The organism is Streptomyces sp. NPDC051662, assembly GCF_040681655.1.
In the GTDB taxonomy this organism is placed as follows: Bacteria; Actinomycetota; Actinomycetes; order Streptomycetales; family Streptomycetaceae; genus Streptomyces.
This window is the reverse complement of record NZ_JBFAZD010000050.1, coordinates 15,783-33,946: the sequence shown is the minus strand read 5'-3', so window position 1 is coordinate 33,946 and position 18,164 is coordinate 15,783. Positions and strand designations below refer to the sequence as shown.

Below are 18,164 nucleotides of genomic sequence, written 5' to 3'. Positions count from 1 at the left end.
CGTAACCGTACGTACGGTTACGCCCCCGCCCCCCGCTGTCGCCTCAGCGCAGCTCCTCCGGGCAGCCGGTCCCGCGCGGCAGCTGGTACGGCGCGGCCAGCCGGTAGACGCCGGGGCGCGGCGCCAGCAGCTCCGTCCACTCGTCGCCCTCCACGTTCGTCTCGGCCTTCAGCAGACAGCCGTTGGGGTTCGTGTAGACGTTGGGCCCGTCCTTGTCGGCCTTGGACGCCGGGGTCTCCTCCGGGGGCGGCACGCTCTTGCCCTCCGCGTCGACGAGGCCGAGCCACGGCGAGTACGGGATCCGGATCAGCACCCGCCCCGCCGACTTCACATGGATCGTCAGCTCGCCCGCGCCCGCCCGGTCCACCGTCGCGGGCGGATCGGCCAGCGGCATCGGGTCCTTGACGGCGAAGAGCTGCCAGTTGGAGTCGCCCCAGACCTGCTCCAGATAGGGCAGCCCCTTCTGGACGAGCTCGGCCTCCAGGCCCGCGCCCGAGTCGGGCTTGCCCTTGGGCAGCACCACATAGTGCACGGCCCAGCGGTCCAGCCAGCCGCGGTAGCTCTCGGCGGTCAGGGTGTCGTCGTAGAAGAGCGGGTTGCGCTCCATGTCCGCCTGGCGGTTCCAGCCGCGGGCGAGATTGACGTACGGAGCGAGCGCGGAGGCCTCGCGGTGGCTCCTGGCCGGTACGACCTCGACCCGCCCCTTCTCCGCGCCTGTCCGCTGCAACTGGTTGACCAGCGGCGCCAGCGCGCGCGTCCAGGACGCGGTGGGCGCCGTACGCACCATGTCGTCGACGCCCTTGAACCCTATCCAGAAGTTGAGCCCGGCGAAGGCGATCACCAGCGCGTACCAGCGGCGGGAGCGAGGGGCCGTGTACGGCAGCGCGGCGAGCAGCACCACACCCGCGATGACCATCGCGAGCCGGGACACATTGGACCCGATCTGCGAATCGATCACATAGGTCAGCAGCACCCCGACGCCGTAGACCGCCGCGGCGGCCCGGACCGTACGCCACTGGGCGGGTACGAGCACGAACACGAGCACCGCGAAGAGGAACGGCAGCGAGGCCGTCGCCACCGACATCGGCTGCGTCCCGGAGAACGGGAACAGCCAGGAGGAGAGCGCCACCACGGCGGCCGGCGCGAGACCGAGCGCGTACGCGCCCGGGCGCCGCTTGTTGAGGAACAGCGCCGCCGCGACAACCCCGAGGAACAGCCCGGCCACCGGGCTCGCCGCGGTCGCGAGACCGGCGAGCGGGGCGGCGGCGACCGCCTTGGCCCAGCGCTTCGTCCGCCAGCGGTAGGGCCAGCAGAACACCGCCGCGACCGCGCCGAGCGCGAACATCATGCCGAGGCCGAAGGTCACCCGCCCCGACAGCGCGTTGCACAGGAACGCGAAGACCCCGGCGAGCGAGCACGCCACGGGGTTACGGACGGCCGGTACCCGGACCAGGATCAGTGAGGTGAGGGCCGCGGAGAGGGTCCCGACGATCATCATCGTCGTACGGACGCCGAGAACGGACATCAGATACGGCGAGACCACGCTGTACGAGACCGGGTGCATCCCGCCGTACCAGGCGAGGTTGTACGCGGAGTCCGGGTGCTGGCCGACGAACTCGGCCCAGGCGTCCTGCGCGGCGATGTCGCCGCCGCTGTTCGCGAAGAAGAGGAACCACACCACATGCACGACGGCGGCGACGGCGGCGGTGAAGAGGACGGGGTGACGGGCCACCCGCCCCCGCGGGCGCCCCTCGGGCTCCCCGGGCCCCTCGGGTGGCGCGGCGCCGCGCGGCGCCGGCAGTCGTATTCGTGGCCGGGCGGGCCGGGCGGTGTTCCGCTCGGGCGGGGTGACGCCGCCGGCGTGCGTCGGCTCAGTGGTGGTCACTGCGGCTCTCCACGTCTCTCCGTCTCACCGTTGTCCCCACCGGTGTGCCACCCCCGACATCCGGCAAGACGCCGTCCCCGCGTCCGGCGGTTGCCCGGGCGGCCGGCCGAGCAGATGCCTCATGCAGATGTCCGTTTCGGGACGCTAGCACGTGACGGCGGCCGGGGAGGACGCCATTTCCGGCGCCTTCCCCGGCCGCCGGGCCCCGGCGGGGCCGTCGGACGCGCGGTGGGGCGGGTCAGCCGACCCGGGTGAGCTTCGCGCCGAAGCCCGGCTCCGCCAGTTCCTCCTGGAGCGCGACCGGCGCGGAGACCTGGCCGGCGCCGGTGCCGACCGTGACCTCTCCGACGACCGTGCCGGAGGCGGCGGTGTGCGGCACCGTCTCCTTGCCCTCGGTGAGGTTGAGCTTCACCTGAAGACCGCCCCAGCCGACCGCCTTCAGGTCCTTGGTGGAGACCACGGGGGTCCGGCCGCCGAGGCCGTCGTCCACGTACCCGACGACATCGCCCTTCTTGACGACCGTGGCGGAGGTGACACCGTCCTGGGCGCTCTTGATCAGCTTGAGGCTGTTCTGGATCGCCAGCTCCAGCTTGTCCCAGAGCTTCACGGCGTCCTGGGCACCCATCACCATGCCGATGATCCGGCGGTTCTGGCCGTCGATGATCGTGTTGGCGGACCACAGCAGATTGCCGCCGGCCGGGGTCGACGAGCCGGTCTTGATCCCGCTCACGCCGGGTTCGAGCAGGATCGAGTTGTTGTTGATGATCAGGTTGTCGATGCCCGGGATCTCGACCTGGGGCAGATTCACGATCTCGCGGAAGACATCGTTCTGCATGACCGCCTTGCCCAGCTTCAGCTGGTCGGTGGCGGTGGACACGGTGGAGGACTCCAGACCGCTCGGGTCCGTGTACGTCGTGTTCGTCATGCCCAGGTCCTTGGCGGCGGCGTTCATCTTCTCGACGAACGCCGGCTCCGACTTCGCGTCCCAACGGGCCAGCAGCCGGGCCGCGTTGTTCCCCGAGGGGATCATCAGCAGCTGGAGCATCTGCTTCTGGGTGAACTCCTGCCCTTCCCTTATGGGCGCCGTCGACTCGTCGGGACGGTTGGCCTCTTCGCCCGCCTTCTTGTCGACCTCGATCTTCGGGCCCACCTGCTCGCCCGTGATCGGGTGGTTCTTGAGGATCACGTACGCGGTCATCACCTTCGCGACACTGGCGATCGGCGCGGGCTTCTGCTGCCCGTACGTACCGATCGTGCCGACGCCCTCGACCTCGACGGCACCCTGGCCCTCGGCGGGCCACGGCATGTCGAGCTCGCCGCCCTCGAAGGTGAACGTGGGGTCGGCGGCGAGCGCGAGCGTGGGCGCCGGGAGCGGCCGGAGTGCCTGCACGACCGCGAGGACGATCAGGGCGAGCACGACGAGCGGCGTGTAGATCTTGACCCGCCGGACGGCCGTACGGACCGGAGTCTCGGGCGGGGCGGGCTTGTTCGTCAGCTCGGCCAGCAGATCGAGCGGCGGCATGGGCGGCATCGGCTGCTGCCGGGTCCGCTCGGCCGCCTCGGGGAGCGGGGTGGGCGCGGCCGGAGACGGGGACGGCGACGGGTACGGCGGCCGGGGCGGGGACGCGGGGGCGGGCCGCGCGTCGTCCCGGCGCAGCGGTACGAACGTACTGGTCCGCTCGGCCGCCGACTCGGGCCGCTCGTCAGCCCGTTCGCCGGACTTCTCGTCGGCGCTCTCGGTGGGCTTCCCGGCGGGCTTCTCAGCCGACTCGGACTTCTCCTCGCGCCTCTCCCGCACCGTGAGCGTGGTGGTGGCCTGATCGACGGCGGGCCGCGGAAGCGTGGTGAAGACGGCGGTGGGCCGGTCGACGGGGGTGGAGTCCGCGGCGGGGGCGTCGGGGTCGGCGGGGTCAGCAGGGGCGGCGTCGGCGGCGGCGTCCTTGGAGGCGGCCTCGGACGTCTTCTTGGTGTCCTCCTTGGCGGCGGCCGTGGCCCAGGAGGGGACCTTGCCGTCCTTGCCGTCCTCGCTGCCCTTGCTGCCCTTGCCGTCCTCGCTGCCCTTGCCGGACTTGTCGCCTTGTTCGCCCTCGTCGCCCTTGCCGGTCCCTCCCGCCCTGTCGTCCTTGTCGGCCCTCGCCGCGTCGACGTCGGCGTCCGTATCGGCGGATACGGGCTCCTCCGTACCCTCCGCGCCCGCCGCCTCCGCGTCGTCCGAATCCTCCGCCTTCGCGGGCTCGGCCTTCGGCGGCCCGGGAGCCGGAGTTATGCGTCCACCGTCCGACGCGTGCGCGTCCTCGGCCTCCTCGGACTCTTCGGACTCCTCCGTGCGATTCGCGATCGCAACCTTTGTCGACACCGCCGAGCCGGAGTCCCGCTCCGCCCGCCCCGCCTCATCGGCCGCCCCTGTCGCCGGTTCTCGGAAGACCGCGAGCCGCGGGTCCCGCTCTCCCGTGACCGTCTCCCCCGATGACTTCCGCTGATCCGACTTGCCGGGGGACTCGCCCGCCACCGTGTCTCCTTCATGTCTCATCCGACGTACCGAACTGTCCGAAGCATCTATCAGTGTCCTGCTCTGAGACCTCGGCCAACGTGCTAGACGAGAACGACATACATAACGGTTCCCGCACAAAGCACCCAGGCACCCTCGACAGACCAATGTGAGAGGGGTCACCCTGTCATTCATCCACGCGGGGAGGCATGGATGGGCAGGAGCCGCAGAACAATTCCGGAGGAGCTTCTGCTGCTCGCTCTGGACCCGGCCACGGGTACCACAGCGCAGCCGCAGTCGCTCGACCTCGGCCTGGCCGGAGCACAGCTAGTGGAGCTGGCTCTGGCAGGACGGATAGCCCCTGACGGGGATCGTATCGCCGTGGTGATGCCACGGCCGACCGGAGATCCGACTCTGGACTCCGCACTGGAACTGCTGCGCAGACGCGGCAGCCCGGTCCGGGCCGTCCACTGGATCGGCGGGCCCCGACTGGGGCTGCGCCAGACCTATCTCTCGCATCTGGAGCGGTGCGGCATGGTGCATGCCGTCGCGGGCCAGATGTGCGGAGTGCTGCCGACGACTCGCTACCAGGCGACGGAGACGGCGATCAGCCGGGAGATCAGGTCCCGGCTGGACAGTGCGATCCGCACCGGCGTACCGCCGGACCCGCGGACCGCGGCGCTCGCCGCGCTGGCCCACGCGGTCGGACTCGGCAAGCACCTCTATCCCGGCAACGAGGGGCGCTCGTCGCGCTCCCGTCTCCGGGACCTGATCAGACATGACCCGATGGGCGGTCTCGTGGCACACGCCGTGATGGACGTCCAGAACGGTGTGGGCGCACAGCCACGCCGTAATCCCGCCCAGGGCGCCCCCAGCGCCCCGGGTGGCGGACGGACACCGGGGGCCGTGCCGATGCAACCGCATCACGGCGGTATGGCCCGCGTTCCGGCGCACTGAACGACCGCAGCACCTCCGCAGCACCTCAACACCCTCAACACCCTCAACACCCGCAGGAACCGCCAACACCGCAGTCCGCCGCACCGACGTCCCCAGAGCCGGTCCGGGAGCCGCACACAACGCGCGGGGCAGCCAGACGACATCAGTCTGGCTGCCCCGCGCGTCGCGTAGTGGCCCCCTGATGGCCTTCTGACGGCTCCCTGACGCTCCCCTGACGGCCTCTGGCGGGCCCTGACAGGCCCCCTGACGGCCTGTGGGCGATCAGGCGGGGCCGGGGGTGGGTCGAAGTCCGTTACGGCGCGGGGGCGCTCGCACCGGCGCGCGGGGAACCGCGCAGACCGGCCCATTCGTCTCTGTGGCCATTTTCCAGCGCAGTCACGGCATTTGGTGGCAGTCTGCTGAGCGGTAGATACGTACAGCTACGCAGCCGGAGGTGCAGTTTCCGTGGCGTCCAACGTCAATCCCACCGTCAGGCGACGCCGATTGGGCCAGGAGTTGCGCCGGCTCCGCGAGCTGAAGGGCATGACGGCCGAGGAGGTGGCGGAGCGCCTGCTGGTCTCCCAGTCGAAGATCAGCCGTCTGGAGAACGGCCGCCGTTCCATCAGCCAGCGCGACGTCCGTGACCTGTGCGGGGTGTACGAGGTCGAGGACCAGCGCATCGTGGACTCGCTGATGCAAATGGCCAAGGACTCCCGTCAGCAGGGCTGGTGGCACGCCTTCGGCGACATCCCGTACAGCGTGTACATCGGTCTGGAGACGGACGCGGCGTCCCTGCGCGTGTACGAGCCCCAGGTCGTCCCCGGGCTGCTCCAGACCCGGCCGTACGCGGAGGCGCTCATCAACGGCGCGCTGCCCGAATCCCCGGCGCTCGACGTCGAGAAGCGCGTCGGGGTCCGGCTGCGACGGCAGGACCGCATCAGCACGCCCGACGATCCGCTGCGGCTGTGGGCGGTGGTGGACGAGGCGGCGCTGCGCCGGCGCGTCGGCGACCGGCAGCTGATGCGTGAGCAGTTGGAACACCTCGTCGAGCAGTCACAGCTCCCGCATGTGACCGTGCAGGTGCTGCCCTTCGACATGGGCGCGCATCCCGGAATCACCGGGCATTACGCGATTCTTGAATTCCCGGACGCCTCGGACTCCAGTGTGGTCTACATCGAGGGCGTCACGAGCGATCTTTATCTGGAGAAGGCGAACGATGTGCAGCGCTACAGCGTGATGTACGAGCACTTGCGCGCACAGGCCCTGAACGCCGATCAGACCCGGCAGTTCATCGCGGATATCGCCAAGGAATATGCCCGCTAGCTGACCCCGGGCCCGAGCGGGCTTTCGAACCGTATACCGGCCGCCGGATCCGGAGGACGACCGCCGGCGGCCGGTCGGTGACTGATCGGCGGCCGATTCAGCGGCTCCGATGGAGCCCGCCGCCAAGGCATTTGCGCATAATGTCGCGTACGCCCATTTCCCGGTCCCGCGCGAGGGGAAGGTACACCTCCGCTACCCGGATGCGTAAGTCCCTCAGACGATAAGCCATCAGGACGAGTGAACGCCCGTCCCGCCCATGGAGTGGGGCTAGTAGCGTCGATCATGCCAGCAGGACGTTGGCGCTATTTCACCCCCATTGCTGAACCGGAGCGAACATGGCAATTCTTCAGGGCGCTACGGACACGTGGATCAAGTCCTCGTACTCCGGCGGAAACGGCGCGTGCGTAGAGGTCAAGTCCCCCGTCGTCCAGGCCATTGCCGTCCGGGATTCGAAGGACCCCGAAGGGCCCTCGATCTCCTTCGTCCCCACCTCATGGAATGCCTTTGTGCAGGAAATGAACAAGGGCGCTTTCGACCTCGGCTGAGGTCATTCGGCGCCCTGCACCCGCACCATGGAAAGAGCCCTCTCGACCGGTCCGCCGTCCTGGCCGAGGGGGCTCGGCCATGCCCGGCGCCGGCTTCCCCACCGTCTCCGCCTCTTCCTTCGCTCTTCTCTTCTCTCGCTCTTCCACGCCCTCACGTTCCCGGCCGCATGGGACCCGCATCCCTGCGGCCGTTTTTCGTTGTGTCCGAAGCCTGACGAAGTGCCCGCTCATCGTGTGGGCGCCGTCACGTTCACGACAACGCCCCCACAGGTCAAGAACAAGTAAAATCGTTCGGCTTTCTGACCTGAGTTCACATCTATGACCGGCGGAGCCCTTGACCAGCCGCCGCGCCAGGCGGTTCAATCCCCGAAGTCCCCGCTCCCGCACGGGGAACCGGCGACCGGACGAACTGACGAAGAGCGCACTCGACGTTCATAAGGCGGACCCCTGGAGGGGGCACATGAACAGCCTCGACTGGATCGTGCTCATCGCATACTTCGGTGTGATGGTCGCGATCGGCCTCTGGTCGCACAAGCGCGTGGACAACGTCAGCGACTTCTTCACCGCCGGCGGCAAGATGCCCTGGTGGCTTTCCGGTATCTCGCACCACATGTCCGGTTACAGCGCGGTGATGTTCACCGGATACGCGGGCATCGCCTATATCTACGGTGTCACCTCGTTCGTTACCTGGTCCCTCCCGATCGCCATCGGCATCGGGATCGGCGCCAAGCTCTTCGCGCCCCGGCTCAACCGGCTGCGCTCGCGGCTCCATGTCGCGTCGCCGCTCGAATACCTCAAGAACCGCTACGACCTGAAGACCCAGCAGGCGCTCGCCTGGTCGGGGCTGCTGCTGAAGATCGTGGACGTGGGCGCCAAGTGGGCGGCCATCGCCACCCTGCTCTCCATCTTCACCGGGATCTCGCTCAACCAGGGCATCCTCGTCACCGGTGTCATCACCGGTATCTACTGCACCATCGGCGGTCTGTGGGCCGACGCGCTCACGGAGCTGGGGCAGTTCATCATCCAGCTCTTCGCCGGTATCGCGATGCTCGTCGCCGTCATGGGCAAGCTCGGCGGCTTCAGCGCGCTGTGGACGGTCTGGGACAAGCTCCCCGAGGGGCACGCCGACCCGACCGCCGGGCCGTACACGGTGACGTTCCTGCTGGCCTTCCTCTTCATCAAGATGTTCGAGTACAACGGCGGCATGTGGAACCAGGCCCAGCGCTACATGGCGACGGCCAACGCCCGCGAGGCGACCCGCTCGGCCCGGCTCTCCGCCATCCTCTGGCTCGTCTGGCCGCTGGTCCTCTTCTTCCCGATGTGGTGCGCGCCGCTGCTGGTGGAGGCGCAGAAGCCGGACGCGTCCGACTCGTACGCCCTGATGACAGAACAGCTGCTGCCGCACGGTCTGCTGGGCCTGGTCATCGTCGGCTTCTTCTCGCACACCATGGCCATGTGCTCCTCGGACGCCAACGCCATCGCGGCGGTCTTCACCCGGGACATCGCGCCCGTCGTCTCGAAGGCGGCGCGCAACTGGTCGGAGCGGGCGGGGCTGATGGCGGCGCGGCTGTCGACGATCGCGTTCCTGGCGCTGTCGATGGCGATCGCCACACAGGTCAACTCGCCGACGTTCAAGGACATCATCACCGTCGTGATCAAGTGGGTGGCCGGGCTGATGGGCCCGATCGCGATCCCGTTCATGCTGGGTCTGCTCAAGCCGTTCCGCCGCTCGGGACCGACCGCGGCGCTGGTCAGCTGGGCGCTGGGGCTGCTGGCCTTCTGGCTGGTCAACTACCCCATCAACTGGAGCGTCGACGGCGGAGTGCCCCTCCAGTACCAGGTGTCGATCCCGCTCGCGGTCTCGCTGGTGCTCTATATCGTGATCGGCTTCCTGAAGCCGGAGGAGTCCGATGAGCGCGATGTGCTGCTGGCCCGGATCAACGGGGAGGGCGACGGCGACGGTTCGGAGCTGACCGCGGCCTCGCTGAGTGTGCCCGCGCCCGCCGAGCCGGGTGACGCGAAGGCGACGGAGACGACGGACAGGAAGGGCTCGGACGGCTGAGGAGGCCGCTGGGCCGCCGTGCGGCGGGTGGGGGCGTACGTGACGTCCGTACCCGCCGTACCGTCGCGTCCGTACCCGCCGTACCGTCGCGTCGGGCCCCGGCGTCAGCCGCGCGGATAGCGGACCAGCCAGCCCGAGGCCGCGGTACCCGGGCTGTGCAGCGCCGGGCCCTGGGTCATCTCCATCGCGAAGTCGTCGGCGATCTCCAGCAGGGTGGGCCGGCCCTCCAACTCCGCCAGCCACGCGGGCGGCAGGGCCGTCTCGCCGTGGAGCGCGCCGAGCAGCGCGCCGCAGAGCGTGCCGGTCGCCGCCGACGGGCCGTCGTGGTTGACGGCCAGCCGCAGTCCCTGGCGGATGTCCTCGGCGACCAGGGCGCAGTAGACGGCGACGGCGAGCGCCGACTCCGCGGTACGTCCCTCGCCGAGCGCGGCGATACGTTCCGGGCCCGGGATCCCCTGCCGTACGGCGCCGAGCGCCTGCTGGAGGGCGTCCGAGACGGGCTGGTGCCCCGGGCGCGGGGTGAGCTGGGCGAGGGCCCGCTGCACGCCCGCGTCCAGCGTCTCGCCGCGCGCCAGGGCGTGCACGATCACCGCGAAGGCGCCCGCCGACAGATACGCGCCCGGGGAGCCGTGCGTCTGGACGGCGCACTCCACGGCGAGCTGGCACACCAACTGCGGCTCCCAGCCCACGAGCAGCCCGAACGGCGCGGACCGTACGAGGGCGCCCGAGTCGCGCGCGATGGTGTTCTTGGGCTTGTCGAGTGTGCCCATGATGGTGTCGCCGAGCCCGGTGAGACAGGAGATGGTCGGGTCGCGGCGCGCGTACAGCCACTCCTCCTGGGCGAGCCAGCCGCCGTCCTTACGGCGCAGATCCGGCCCCCAGTCCCGCTGCGTCGCCGCCCAGCGCAGATGCGCGCGGTGTACGTCGGTGGGCGGATGCCAGGCGCCGGTGTCCCTGCGGACCTGGGCGCGGATCAGCCCGTCGACGGTGAACAGGGTCAGCTGCGTCGCCGCGCTGACCGCCCCGCGGCGGCCGAAGGCGGGCACGAAGTCGTTCACGGCCCCCTCTCCATGGGCGGCCCTGATCTCGTCGAGCGTGAGCGCGGAGACCCCGGCACCGAGCGCGTCCCCGATGGCACCGCCGAGCAGACAGCCCCGCACCCGGCTGCGGAAATCCTGCTGTTCCGCACGGCCCCAGACGGCTCCGGACGGTGTGCTCACGCGCCACTCCCTCCCCTGTGCCTCCGAGCGACCGCACAAACTGCGCAGCACTGTAATCGACCGGGAACAGCGGGTTGAGGGCGCGCTTCGCGCTGCCCGGAGCGGGGTGGGGCGGTATGGGCGGCGGACGACCGGGAGGTCGGTTTTGGGCGGCCGGACCGGGTGCGAAGGTTTCGTGACGGCCGGGGCCTGTCCGGCGGATCCTCGCGGACAGGCCCTTGGCGGGGCCCGGCGCGCCGTGCTGTCCGAAGGTCCGTGTCACACGGACGCCGGGCTGCGGCGGGGGCTCTCACGCAGCCGCATGGCGGGCCGTTCGAGGTGGGTGGCGGCGCGCAGCAGCCATTCGACCGGGCCCATCCGGAACCGCCGCATCCACCAGGCGCTCCACACCACTTGTACGGAGAAGATCGCCACGGCGATGGCGGCGACCGCCGCGTACGGCACATGGCCGATGAGTCCGAGGCCGATCCCCGTGAAGATCAGGACGCAGAGCAGCGACTGGCTCAGATAGTTGGTCAGCGCCATCCGTCCCGGGCGGGCGAGTATCTCGGCCAGCCGCGCACCGCGCGGGGTCCTGAACACGCGCAGGAGCGTGGCGACATACGCGGCGGTGAGGAAGGGCGCGGTCACGATGTGCGCGGCGTTGGGGAAGAGGTTCTCGTCCCCGCCGAAGGTGTAGAACAGCGAGCCCGCGAGCCCCACCGGGAAGCCGATGAGCTGGATGAGCCGCAACGTCCTCCCGTGGTCGGCGGGGTGGGCCAGTACGCGCCGCTTGCCCGCGGCCAGCCCCACCAGGAAGGCGGAGAACGCCAGCGGCCCCTGGAAGAAGAAGATCAGCGGGAACGCGTTCCCCAGCGAGGAGACCCGCTCACCGATGACCGACCCGACGCCGCCGCGCATCGCCTCCGTGCCGGCCCGTCCGTCGGCGAGCATCCTGGCCTGTTCCGAGGCGGTGGCGGTCGCTGAGGCACCGTCGATGACGGCCACGAGGACGGCCACGGTCAGGAACAGCAGCGCGATCGTGCCGGTGATGGCCCCGGCCACCCACAGCGCGCGGCGCGGTGAGATGCCGCGCACCAGGAAGAGCAGCAGACCGAGCACGGCGTAGGTGATGAGGATGTCGCCGTAGAACAGCAGGACCGCGTTGGCGACACCTATCAGGAACAGCCCGCCGAGCCGACGCAGAAAGCGAGGGCGGAAGGTGAGCCCGCGCGCGGCGGCCGAGTTGAGCTGGAGGGTGAAGCTGTAGCCGAAGAGGAAGGCGAAGAGGAGATAGAACTTCGACTCGAAGAGGAACTGGACGACGTTCCCCGCGACATCGTCGTGCCAGGCGAGCCGAGCCGGATCGGGCACGTCCAGCAGGGTGTAACCGCTGGCGAAGAACGGGATGTTGACCATCAGGATGCCGAAGAGCGCGAAGCCGCGCAGCGCGTCGACATCAGCGAGCCGCGCGGTCGCGGTCCTGCCCGGGACGGCGGCATCGACGGCGGCATCGGCGGCGGGATCGGTGGGGCGCGGTGATGTCATACCGTACGACGCTACGGTCGGCGGCCGGGGCGCCGCATCCGACCAAAGTAGGTCCGCGGGATCCTTCCGTCTTTCTCGGGCAGTGCCCGAGTAGTACTCGGGTTCACGCCCAGCGAGCGGCGAACGCGTCGCGCGCGGCGATGGCCCGGGCGATGCGGGGGCTCAGGCGGGCGGTGTCGATACCGGGGGCGTGGAGCAGTTCTTCGAGATGGCCGACCATGTTCGCGAGGTCGTCCCATTCGGCTTCCATGGCGAGCAGCGTGGCGAGCGAGGCGTCCAGCGCGTCCCAGTCCCCGCGTGCGGCCCCGCTCAGCATGGCCACGTAGGCGGGCATCTCGGGCGCGGGGTCCGCGGTCTCCTCCAGCCGTCGTGCCAGCTCCCGCCAGGCGGGGGCGCCGGCGGCGGCGCCCTCGCTCCTGGTCACCGTCATGGCCCGCTGGAGGGCGCCGTACAGCGGCTCGTCGACGCTGTACCGGTCGGCCGCCGCGCGCGCCTCGGCCCACTGCCCGGTACGGCGCAGGGCCTCGCACCGGTCCCCCAGGTCGTCGTTGTCGGCGGTGGTCAGCTCGTCCAGCCACTGAAGGGCTTCCTCGGGTCTGCCGAGGTTCAGGCTCGCGCTCACCGCCCTGCGCCTGGCGTGGTCCGCCGTGGCGTCCAGGGCGACACACCGTCCCAGATCGGCGAGCGCCCGCTCGGGACGGCCCACGGCCAGTGCCGTGCCGGCCCGCCAGTGGTACGCCCACGCGTACTCCGGATCGATCTCCAGGGCCCGGTCCAGATCCGCGAGGGCGTGACCGTAGCGGCGCAGGGCATGGTGGGACCTGCCGCGCAGGACGAGCGCCCAGGTGTCGTCGGGCCCCGCGGCCAGCACCGCGGTGAGATCGGCGACGGCGTCTTCGTGGAGTCCGGCGCGCCGCCGCGCCTCTCCTCGCTCCAGCCGGGCCCACCGGAGGCGGGGCTCGGCCTCGACGGCCCGGTCCAGGTCGGCCAACGCGCCCGTGGTGTCGTCCAGTTCCTGCCGCAGCAAGGCGCGGTGGACCAGTGCCCAGGCGTACTCGGGGTTCAGTTCGATCGCACGGTCCAGATCGGCGCGCGCCTCGGCATCCCGCCCCAGCAGATGGCGGACATACCCCCGGCTCGCCAGGGCCGAGGCATGATCGGCGTCGATTCCCAGGGCGCGGGTCAACTCCCGTTCCGCGTCCTCGTTCCGGTCGGCGAGCCGGTACGCCTCGCCGCGCTCGGAGGCGATCCAGGCGCTGTCCGGGGCCAGTTCGACCGCACGGTCGAGATCCGCGAAGGACCGGTCGGCTTCCCCCATGTCACGCAGCACGCGCGCTCTGCGGACCAGCGCCCACAGATACTCGTCGTTCAGCTCCAGGGCGCGGCCGAGATCGGCCAGGGCGGCGGAGTGCCGCCCCAGTCCGTGCTGGGCGACGCCCCGGCAGGCCAGGGCGTACCCGTTGGTCGGGTCGAGCGCGAGGGCACGGTCCAGCAGTTCCACGGCTTCTTCGCGCCTGCCGGCCATCCGTAGCGTCTCCCCGTACTCGTCGAGGATCCAGGGGGTGTCCGGGGCCAGTTCGTCGGCCCGGCGCAGATCGGCCAGGGCTGTCACCAGATCGCCGTTCAACTGGTGGGCGACACCACGGCCGTAGTGCGTCGTGGGCTCGTCCGGATCGAGCGCGAGCGACCGGTCGTACTCGGCCAGTGCCTGTGCGTACTCGCCCGCGCCCCGCAGCTCCCGCCCCCGTACGGTGTGCGCCGCCGCGCGGCCCCGGGTGTCCAGACCGGGCCGGTCGAGCAGCAGGCCGAGGGCCGCCCGTACCCCTTCCTCCTCGTCGTCGAGGGCGGCCACCAGCCGCCGTCCCCACTCCCGGGCCGCCGCGTCGTCGGTGTCCGCACCGGCCTCCGCCAGGACCTGCGCGGCGCGGCGGGCCGCCGCCGGGGACTCGCGGCAGCCTTCGACCACGTCCCGCAGCGCCCCGGGGAGCGCGCCGCGCGGTCCCGCGCACAGCGTGTGGTACGTCTCCTCGAAGCGCAGCGCGCGCCACTCGGCGCTCTCCCACACCTCGTCGGCCCGCAGGTCCGTCTCCGCCTCGGCGCGCCAGCGGGCGAAGCACGCGGCGAGCGCGGTGTGCCGCTCGCGCCAGCCGCGGGGGGAGCGGGTGCGCTGGAGGCGCAGCATGGGGGCGCGCACCACGCCGTGGTACGAGACCCCGGCGTCCTTGAGCGTGGCGAACGGAAGCGTCCGCAGCCAGTCGTAGAGCCCCGCCGCGTCCTCGGCCACGACCGCGCGGAAGACATCCTCGTCCAGCCGGCGCGGCAGGGCGCAGGCGAGGGCCGCGGCCCGCCGTACCGGGTCCTGCTCCCACTTGAGGAAGCGTTCGACGGCGGTGGCGCTGGGGTCGCCCACGTCGTCGGGGTCCGCGGGCTGGTTCTCCGCGAGGGTGGAGACGAGGACGGGCAGGCCGCCCGAGAGCCTGAGCACCTCCTCCACGACGGATTCGTCCGTGACCCGTTTCGCCGCGAGGAGTGTGCGCGCCTCCCCTTCCGTGAAGGGCGCGAGCGGCAGGTCCGTCACGAAGTCCGCGAACTCGCCCCAGCGCGCGGCGCCGAAGGGGCGCTGGCCCGCCACCGTGACGACGACCGCGCCGGGGAACCGGCCGTAGGCGCTGGTCGTCATCAGGTCGCGCAGCCAGGTGTCCAGGAAGGGCGCGGTGCGTTCGTACGTGTCGAAGAAGAGCGCGATCCAGGGCACGGAGCGGATGATCTCGGTCAGTTCGGTGACCAGTACGGGGGTGAGCACCTGGTCCGGTTTCAGGACGAGCTGAACGTCCTCCTGGTCGCGGAAGCGTGCGCTCAGGGTGGCCCGTAGCCGGTCTGCTCCCGCCGCGAGTTGCTGGGTGTCGACCACGTCCGCGAACGCCCCGACGACCGGGACCATACGGAGCCCGATCACCCCGGCCGTGACGGCGGCGGTGGACCCGGCGGAGGGGGCGGGCTGGGCGTACGGGGCATACGGGGCGGGGGACTCCCCGCCCGCCGCACCGGCGCCCGACACGGCCGCCGACTCGGCCGCCGACTCGGCCTCGTGCCGCCGCTGCCGGTACGTGGCGAGCTGCCGGTCCAGCTGTTTCAGCGGATGCCCCTGCCGGCCGAGCTGTTCGGCGATCGCGGCCAGCGCCTCGGGAACGCTGCTGACGGACTCGTCCACATACGCCGTGAGCGCGCCGCACTCCCGGGCGGTCCGCTCCATCTCCTGTACGAGGGAGGTCTTGCCGACGCCCGCGTTGCCGTGGATATGGAAGAGGTAGCGGTGCCGCTCGTCCTCGGGCGGACAGCCGAAGTTGTCGCGGTAGGCGGTCAGTTCGGCGCTGCGGCCGACGAATCTGCGGCGACGCGCGATCAGTTCGGCCATCGACGGCTGATGCGCGTGCGCCACGTACGTACTCCCCCGTGTCCGTTCCGTTCCCGCCCGCTCAGTCTGCCAGCAGCGGCGACGGCGGCGACAGCGCACGGCCCGCGCGGGCCGTGCGCTGCGACGAGCGCCCCCGCCGTGGCGCGTAGCTCAGTCGGGCAGCAGGGGCAGCAGCTCCGGCAGATGCCCGTCCGACGCCGCCGCCGTCCGTACGCGCTCCTCCGGGACCTCGCCGTACAACGTCGTACGCGGCTTCGCCGGGCGGCCCGCCGCCTCCGCGATGGCGATGAGGTCCTTCACCGAGCGGTACGAACCGTAACTGGAGCCGGCCATCCGGGAGATGGTCTCCTCCATCAGCGTGCCGCCCAGATCGTTCGCACCGGAACGGAGCATCTCCGCCGCGCCCTCCGTGCCCAGCTTCACCCAGCTCGTCTGGATATTGGTGATGTGGGGGTGCAGGAGGAGCCTGGCCATCGCCATGACCGCGCGGTTGTCACGGTCCGTCGGGCCGGGGCGGGCGATACCGGCCAGATACACCGGAGCGTTGGTGTGGATGAAGGGGAGCGTCACGAACTCCGTGAAGCCGCCCGTCTCCTGCTGGATACGGGCGAGCGTACGGAAGTGGCCGAGCCAGTGGCGTGGCTGGTCGACATGGCCGTACATCATCGTGGAACTGGACCGGATGCCCAGTTCATGAGCGGTCTTGACGACCTCGATCCAGGTCGCCGTCGGCAGCTTGCCCTTGGTGAGGATCCAGCGCACCTCGTCGTCGAGGATCTCCGCCGCCGTGCCCGGGATCGAGTCGAGTCCGGCCTCCTTCGCCGCCGTCAGCCACTCGCGGATCGACAGACCGGTGCGTGAGGCGCCGTTGACGACCTCCATCGGGGAGAAGGCGTGGATATGCATGTCCGGGACGCGTTCCTTCACGGCGCGCGCGATGTCGAAGTACGCCGTGCCGGGCAGGTCCGGGTGGATCCCGCCCTGCATGCAGACCTCGGTGGCCCCGACCTCCCACGCCTGCTGGGCGCGGTCCGCGACCTGGTCCAGGGAGAGGGTGTAGGCGTCGGCGTCCGTGCGGCGCTGGGCGAAGGCGCAGAAGCGGCAGCCGGTGTAGCAGACATTGGTGAAGTTGATGTTGCGCGTGACGATGTATGTCACGTCGTCGCCGACCACGTCCGCGCGCAGTTCGTCGGCGATCCGGGTCAGCGCGTCGAGTGCCGGGCCGTCCGCGTGGAGGAGCGCGAGCGCCTGGTCGTCCGTGAGCTTCACCGGGTCGTCGGCGGCCTGGGCGAGGGCGGACCGTACGTCCGTGTCGATACGGGAGGGCACCATGCCGGGGGCCGCGGCCTCGCGCAGCGCCTCCCAGTCGCCGTACACCTCGTCGAAGTCGTCGCGCCGGTCGGTGGTGCGGCCGTCGGTGTCGATCGTGCGGTGCAGATCCGTACGGCCGGTGGCGGTGAAGCCCTCGTCGGGCTCCTGCCAGGGCAGCCCGGCCGGGCGGGTGTCCTCGCGGGCGAGGCCCGTCTCCGGGTCGGCCAGCGCCCGTACGTGCGGCATCAGCCGCGGGTCGAGCCAGGGCTCGCCGCGCGCGATGAACTCCGGGTAGATGGTCAGCCGCTCGCGCAGCTCGAAACCGGACTCGGCGGTACGCGCGGCCAGTTCGTCGATGTGCGGCCAGGGCCGTTCCGGGTTGACATGGTCGGGGGTGAGGGGCGAGACACCGCCCCAGTCGTCGATGCCCGCGCCGATGAGCAGCGCGTACTCCGCGTCGACGAGGTTGGGCGGGGCCTGGATACGGGCGGCGGGGCCGAGGACATGCCGGGTCACGGCGATGGCCGCCGCCAGCTCCTCCAGCTCGGCGTCCGGCATCCCGCGCATCGCGGTGTCCGGCTTGGCGCGGAAGTTCTGGACGATGACTTCCTGGATGCCGTGGTACGCCCGCTGGACGCGCCGCAGCTCGAAGAGTGCGTCGGCGCGCTCCTCGTACGACTCCCCGATCCCGATCAGCACGCCGGTGGTGAACGGGACGTTGGAGCGGCCCGCGTCCTCCAGTACCCGCAGCCGTACGGCGGGCTCCTTGTCCGGCGAGCCGTGGTGCGGGCCGCCGGGCTCGGACCACAGCCGGGTGGCGGTGGTCTCCAGCATCATGCCCATGCTGGGCGCGACGGGCTTGAGCCGCTGGAGATCGGTCCAGGAGAGGACGCCCGGGTTGAGATGGGGCAGCAGCCCGGTCTCCTCCAGGACGCGGATCGCCATGGCGCGGACATACGCGAGGGTGTCGTCGTACCCCTCCGCCTCCAGCCACTCCCTGGCCTCCGGCCACCGGTCCTCGGGCTTGTCGCCGAGCGTGAACAGCACTTCCTTGCAGCCGAGCGCGGCGCCCTGGCGCGCGATCTCCAGGACCTCGTCAGGGGAGAGGAACATGCCGTGACCGGCGCGGCGCAGCTTGCCGGGGACGGTGACGAACGTGCAGTAGTGGCACTTGTCCCGGCACAGCCGCGTCAGCGGGATGAAGACCTTGCGGGAGTACGTGATGACGCCCGGCCGGCCGGCCGCCGCCAGCCCCGCGTCCCGCACCCGCGCGGCGGACGCGGCGAGGTCGGTGAGATCGTCGCCGCGCGCCTGGAGCAGCACGGCGGCCTCGACGACATCCAGCGCGACCCCGTCCCGGGCCCGCCTGAGCGCACGCCGCATGGCGTTGGCGGTGGGTGCCGCCGTCCCTCCGGGACGCGCCGGTTGTGCCGGGTGTTCCGGCTGTCCGGG

General features: G+C 71.1%; 9 protein-coding genes and 1 pseudogene. 4 read left to right on the top strand and 6 right to left on the bottom strand.

Annotated elements, in window-relative coordinates; genetic code table 11:
- Positions 1 to 43: 43 nt before the first annotated feature.
- Both AB0M67_RS40590 and AB0M67_RS40585 read right to left on the bottom strand, forming a co-directional pair.
- Positions 44 to 1,732 carry an MFS transporter gene (locus tag AB0M67_RS40590; RefSeq protein WP_365753145.1) on the bottom strand — a complete coding sequence of 563 codons (1,689 nt, stop codon included), beginning with the start codon at positions 1,730 to 1,732 and terminating at the stop codon, positions 44 to 46.
- Between the two features lie 391 nt (positions 1,733 to 2,123).
- Positions 2,124 to 4,415, bottom strand: coding sequence for a serine hydrolase (locus AB0M67_RS40585; RefSeq protein ID WP_365753144.1), 2,292 nt, complete (start codon positions 4,413 to 4,415; stop codon positions 2,124 to 2,126).
- Between the two features lie 171 nt (positions 4,416 to 4,586).
- Here AB0M67_RS40585 and AB0M67_RS40580 point away from each other — a divergent pair, with 171 nt between their 5' ends.
- From AB0M67_RS40580 to AB0M67_RS40565, 4 genes are all read left to right on the top strand, one after another.
- Positions 4,587 to 5,330 carry a GPP34 family phosphoprotein gene (locus tag AB0M67_RS40580; protein WP_365753142.1) on the top strand — a complete coding sequence of 248 codons (744 nt, stop codon included), beginning with the start codon at positions 4,587 to 4,589 and terminating at the stop codon, positions 5,328 to 5,330.
- Between the two features lie 444 nt (positions 5,331 to 5,774).
- Complete coding sequence (locus tag AB0M67_RS40575; RefSeq protein WP_365753140.1) at positions 5,775 to 6,632, top strand: helix-turn-helix transcriptional regulator; 858 nt, start codon at positions 5,775 to 5,777, stop codon at positions 6,630 to 6,632.
- A 335-nt stretch (positions 6,633 to 6,967) separates the two neighbouring features.
- Positions 6,968 to 7,177, top strand: coding sequence for a DUF397 domain-containing protein (locus tag AB0M67_RS40570; protein WP_249952061.1), 210 nt, complete (start codon positions 6,968 to 6,970; stop codon positions 7,175 to 7,177).
- A gap of 460 nt (positions 7,178 to 7,637) precedes the next feature.
- Entirely contained in the window at positions 7,638 to 9,239 is a 1,602-nt protein-coding gene (locus AB0M67_RS40565) for a sodium:solute symporter family protein (RefSeq protein ID WP_365753138.1), read from the top strand.
- A 104-nt stretch (positions 9,240 to 9,343) separates the two neighbouring features.
- On the opposite strand, the gene AB0M67_RS40560 is transcribed toward AB0M67_RS40565, so the two are convergent.
- From AB0M67_RS40560 to AB0M67_RS40545, 4 genes and pseudogenes are all read right to left on the bottom strand, one after another.
- A complete protein-coding gene (locus tag AB0M67_RS40560; protein ID WP_365753136.1) occupies positions 9,344 to 10,459 on the bottom strand; it encodes an ADP-ribosylglycohydrolase family protein in 1,116 nt (371 codons plus the stop codon).
- 258 nt (positions 10,460 to 10,717) lie between these two features.
- Positions 10,718 to 11,986 (bottom strand): DUF418 domain-containing protein, encoded by a 1,269-nt coding sequence (locus AB0M67_RS40555; protein WP_365753135.1) that lies wholly within the window; start codon positions 11,984 to 11,986, stop codon positions 10,718 to 10,720.
- Between the two features lie 103 nt (positions 11,987 to 12,089).
- Entirely contained in the window at positions 12,090 to 15,425 is a 3,336-nt protein-coding gene (locus AB0M67_RS40550; RefSeq protein WP_365753134.1) for a tetratricopeptide repeat protein, read from the bottom strand.
- Positions 15,426 to 15,551: 126 nt separating this feature from the next.
- A pseudogene (locus AB0M67_RS40545) lies at positions 15,552 to 18,110 on the bottom strand (bifunctional FO biosynthesis protein CofGH); the annotation flags it as partial.
- Positions 18,111 to 18,164 lie beyond the last annotated feature (54 nt).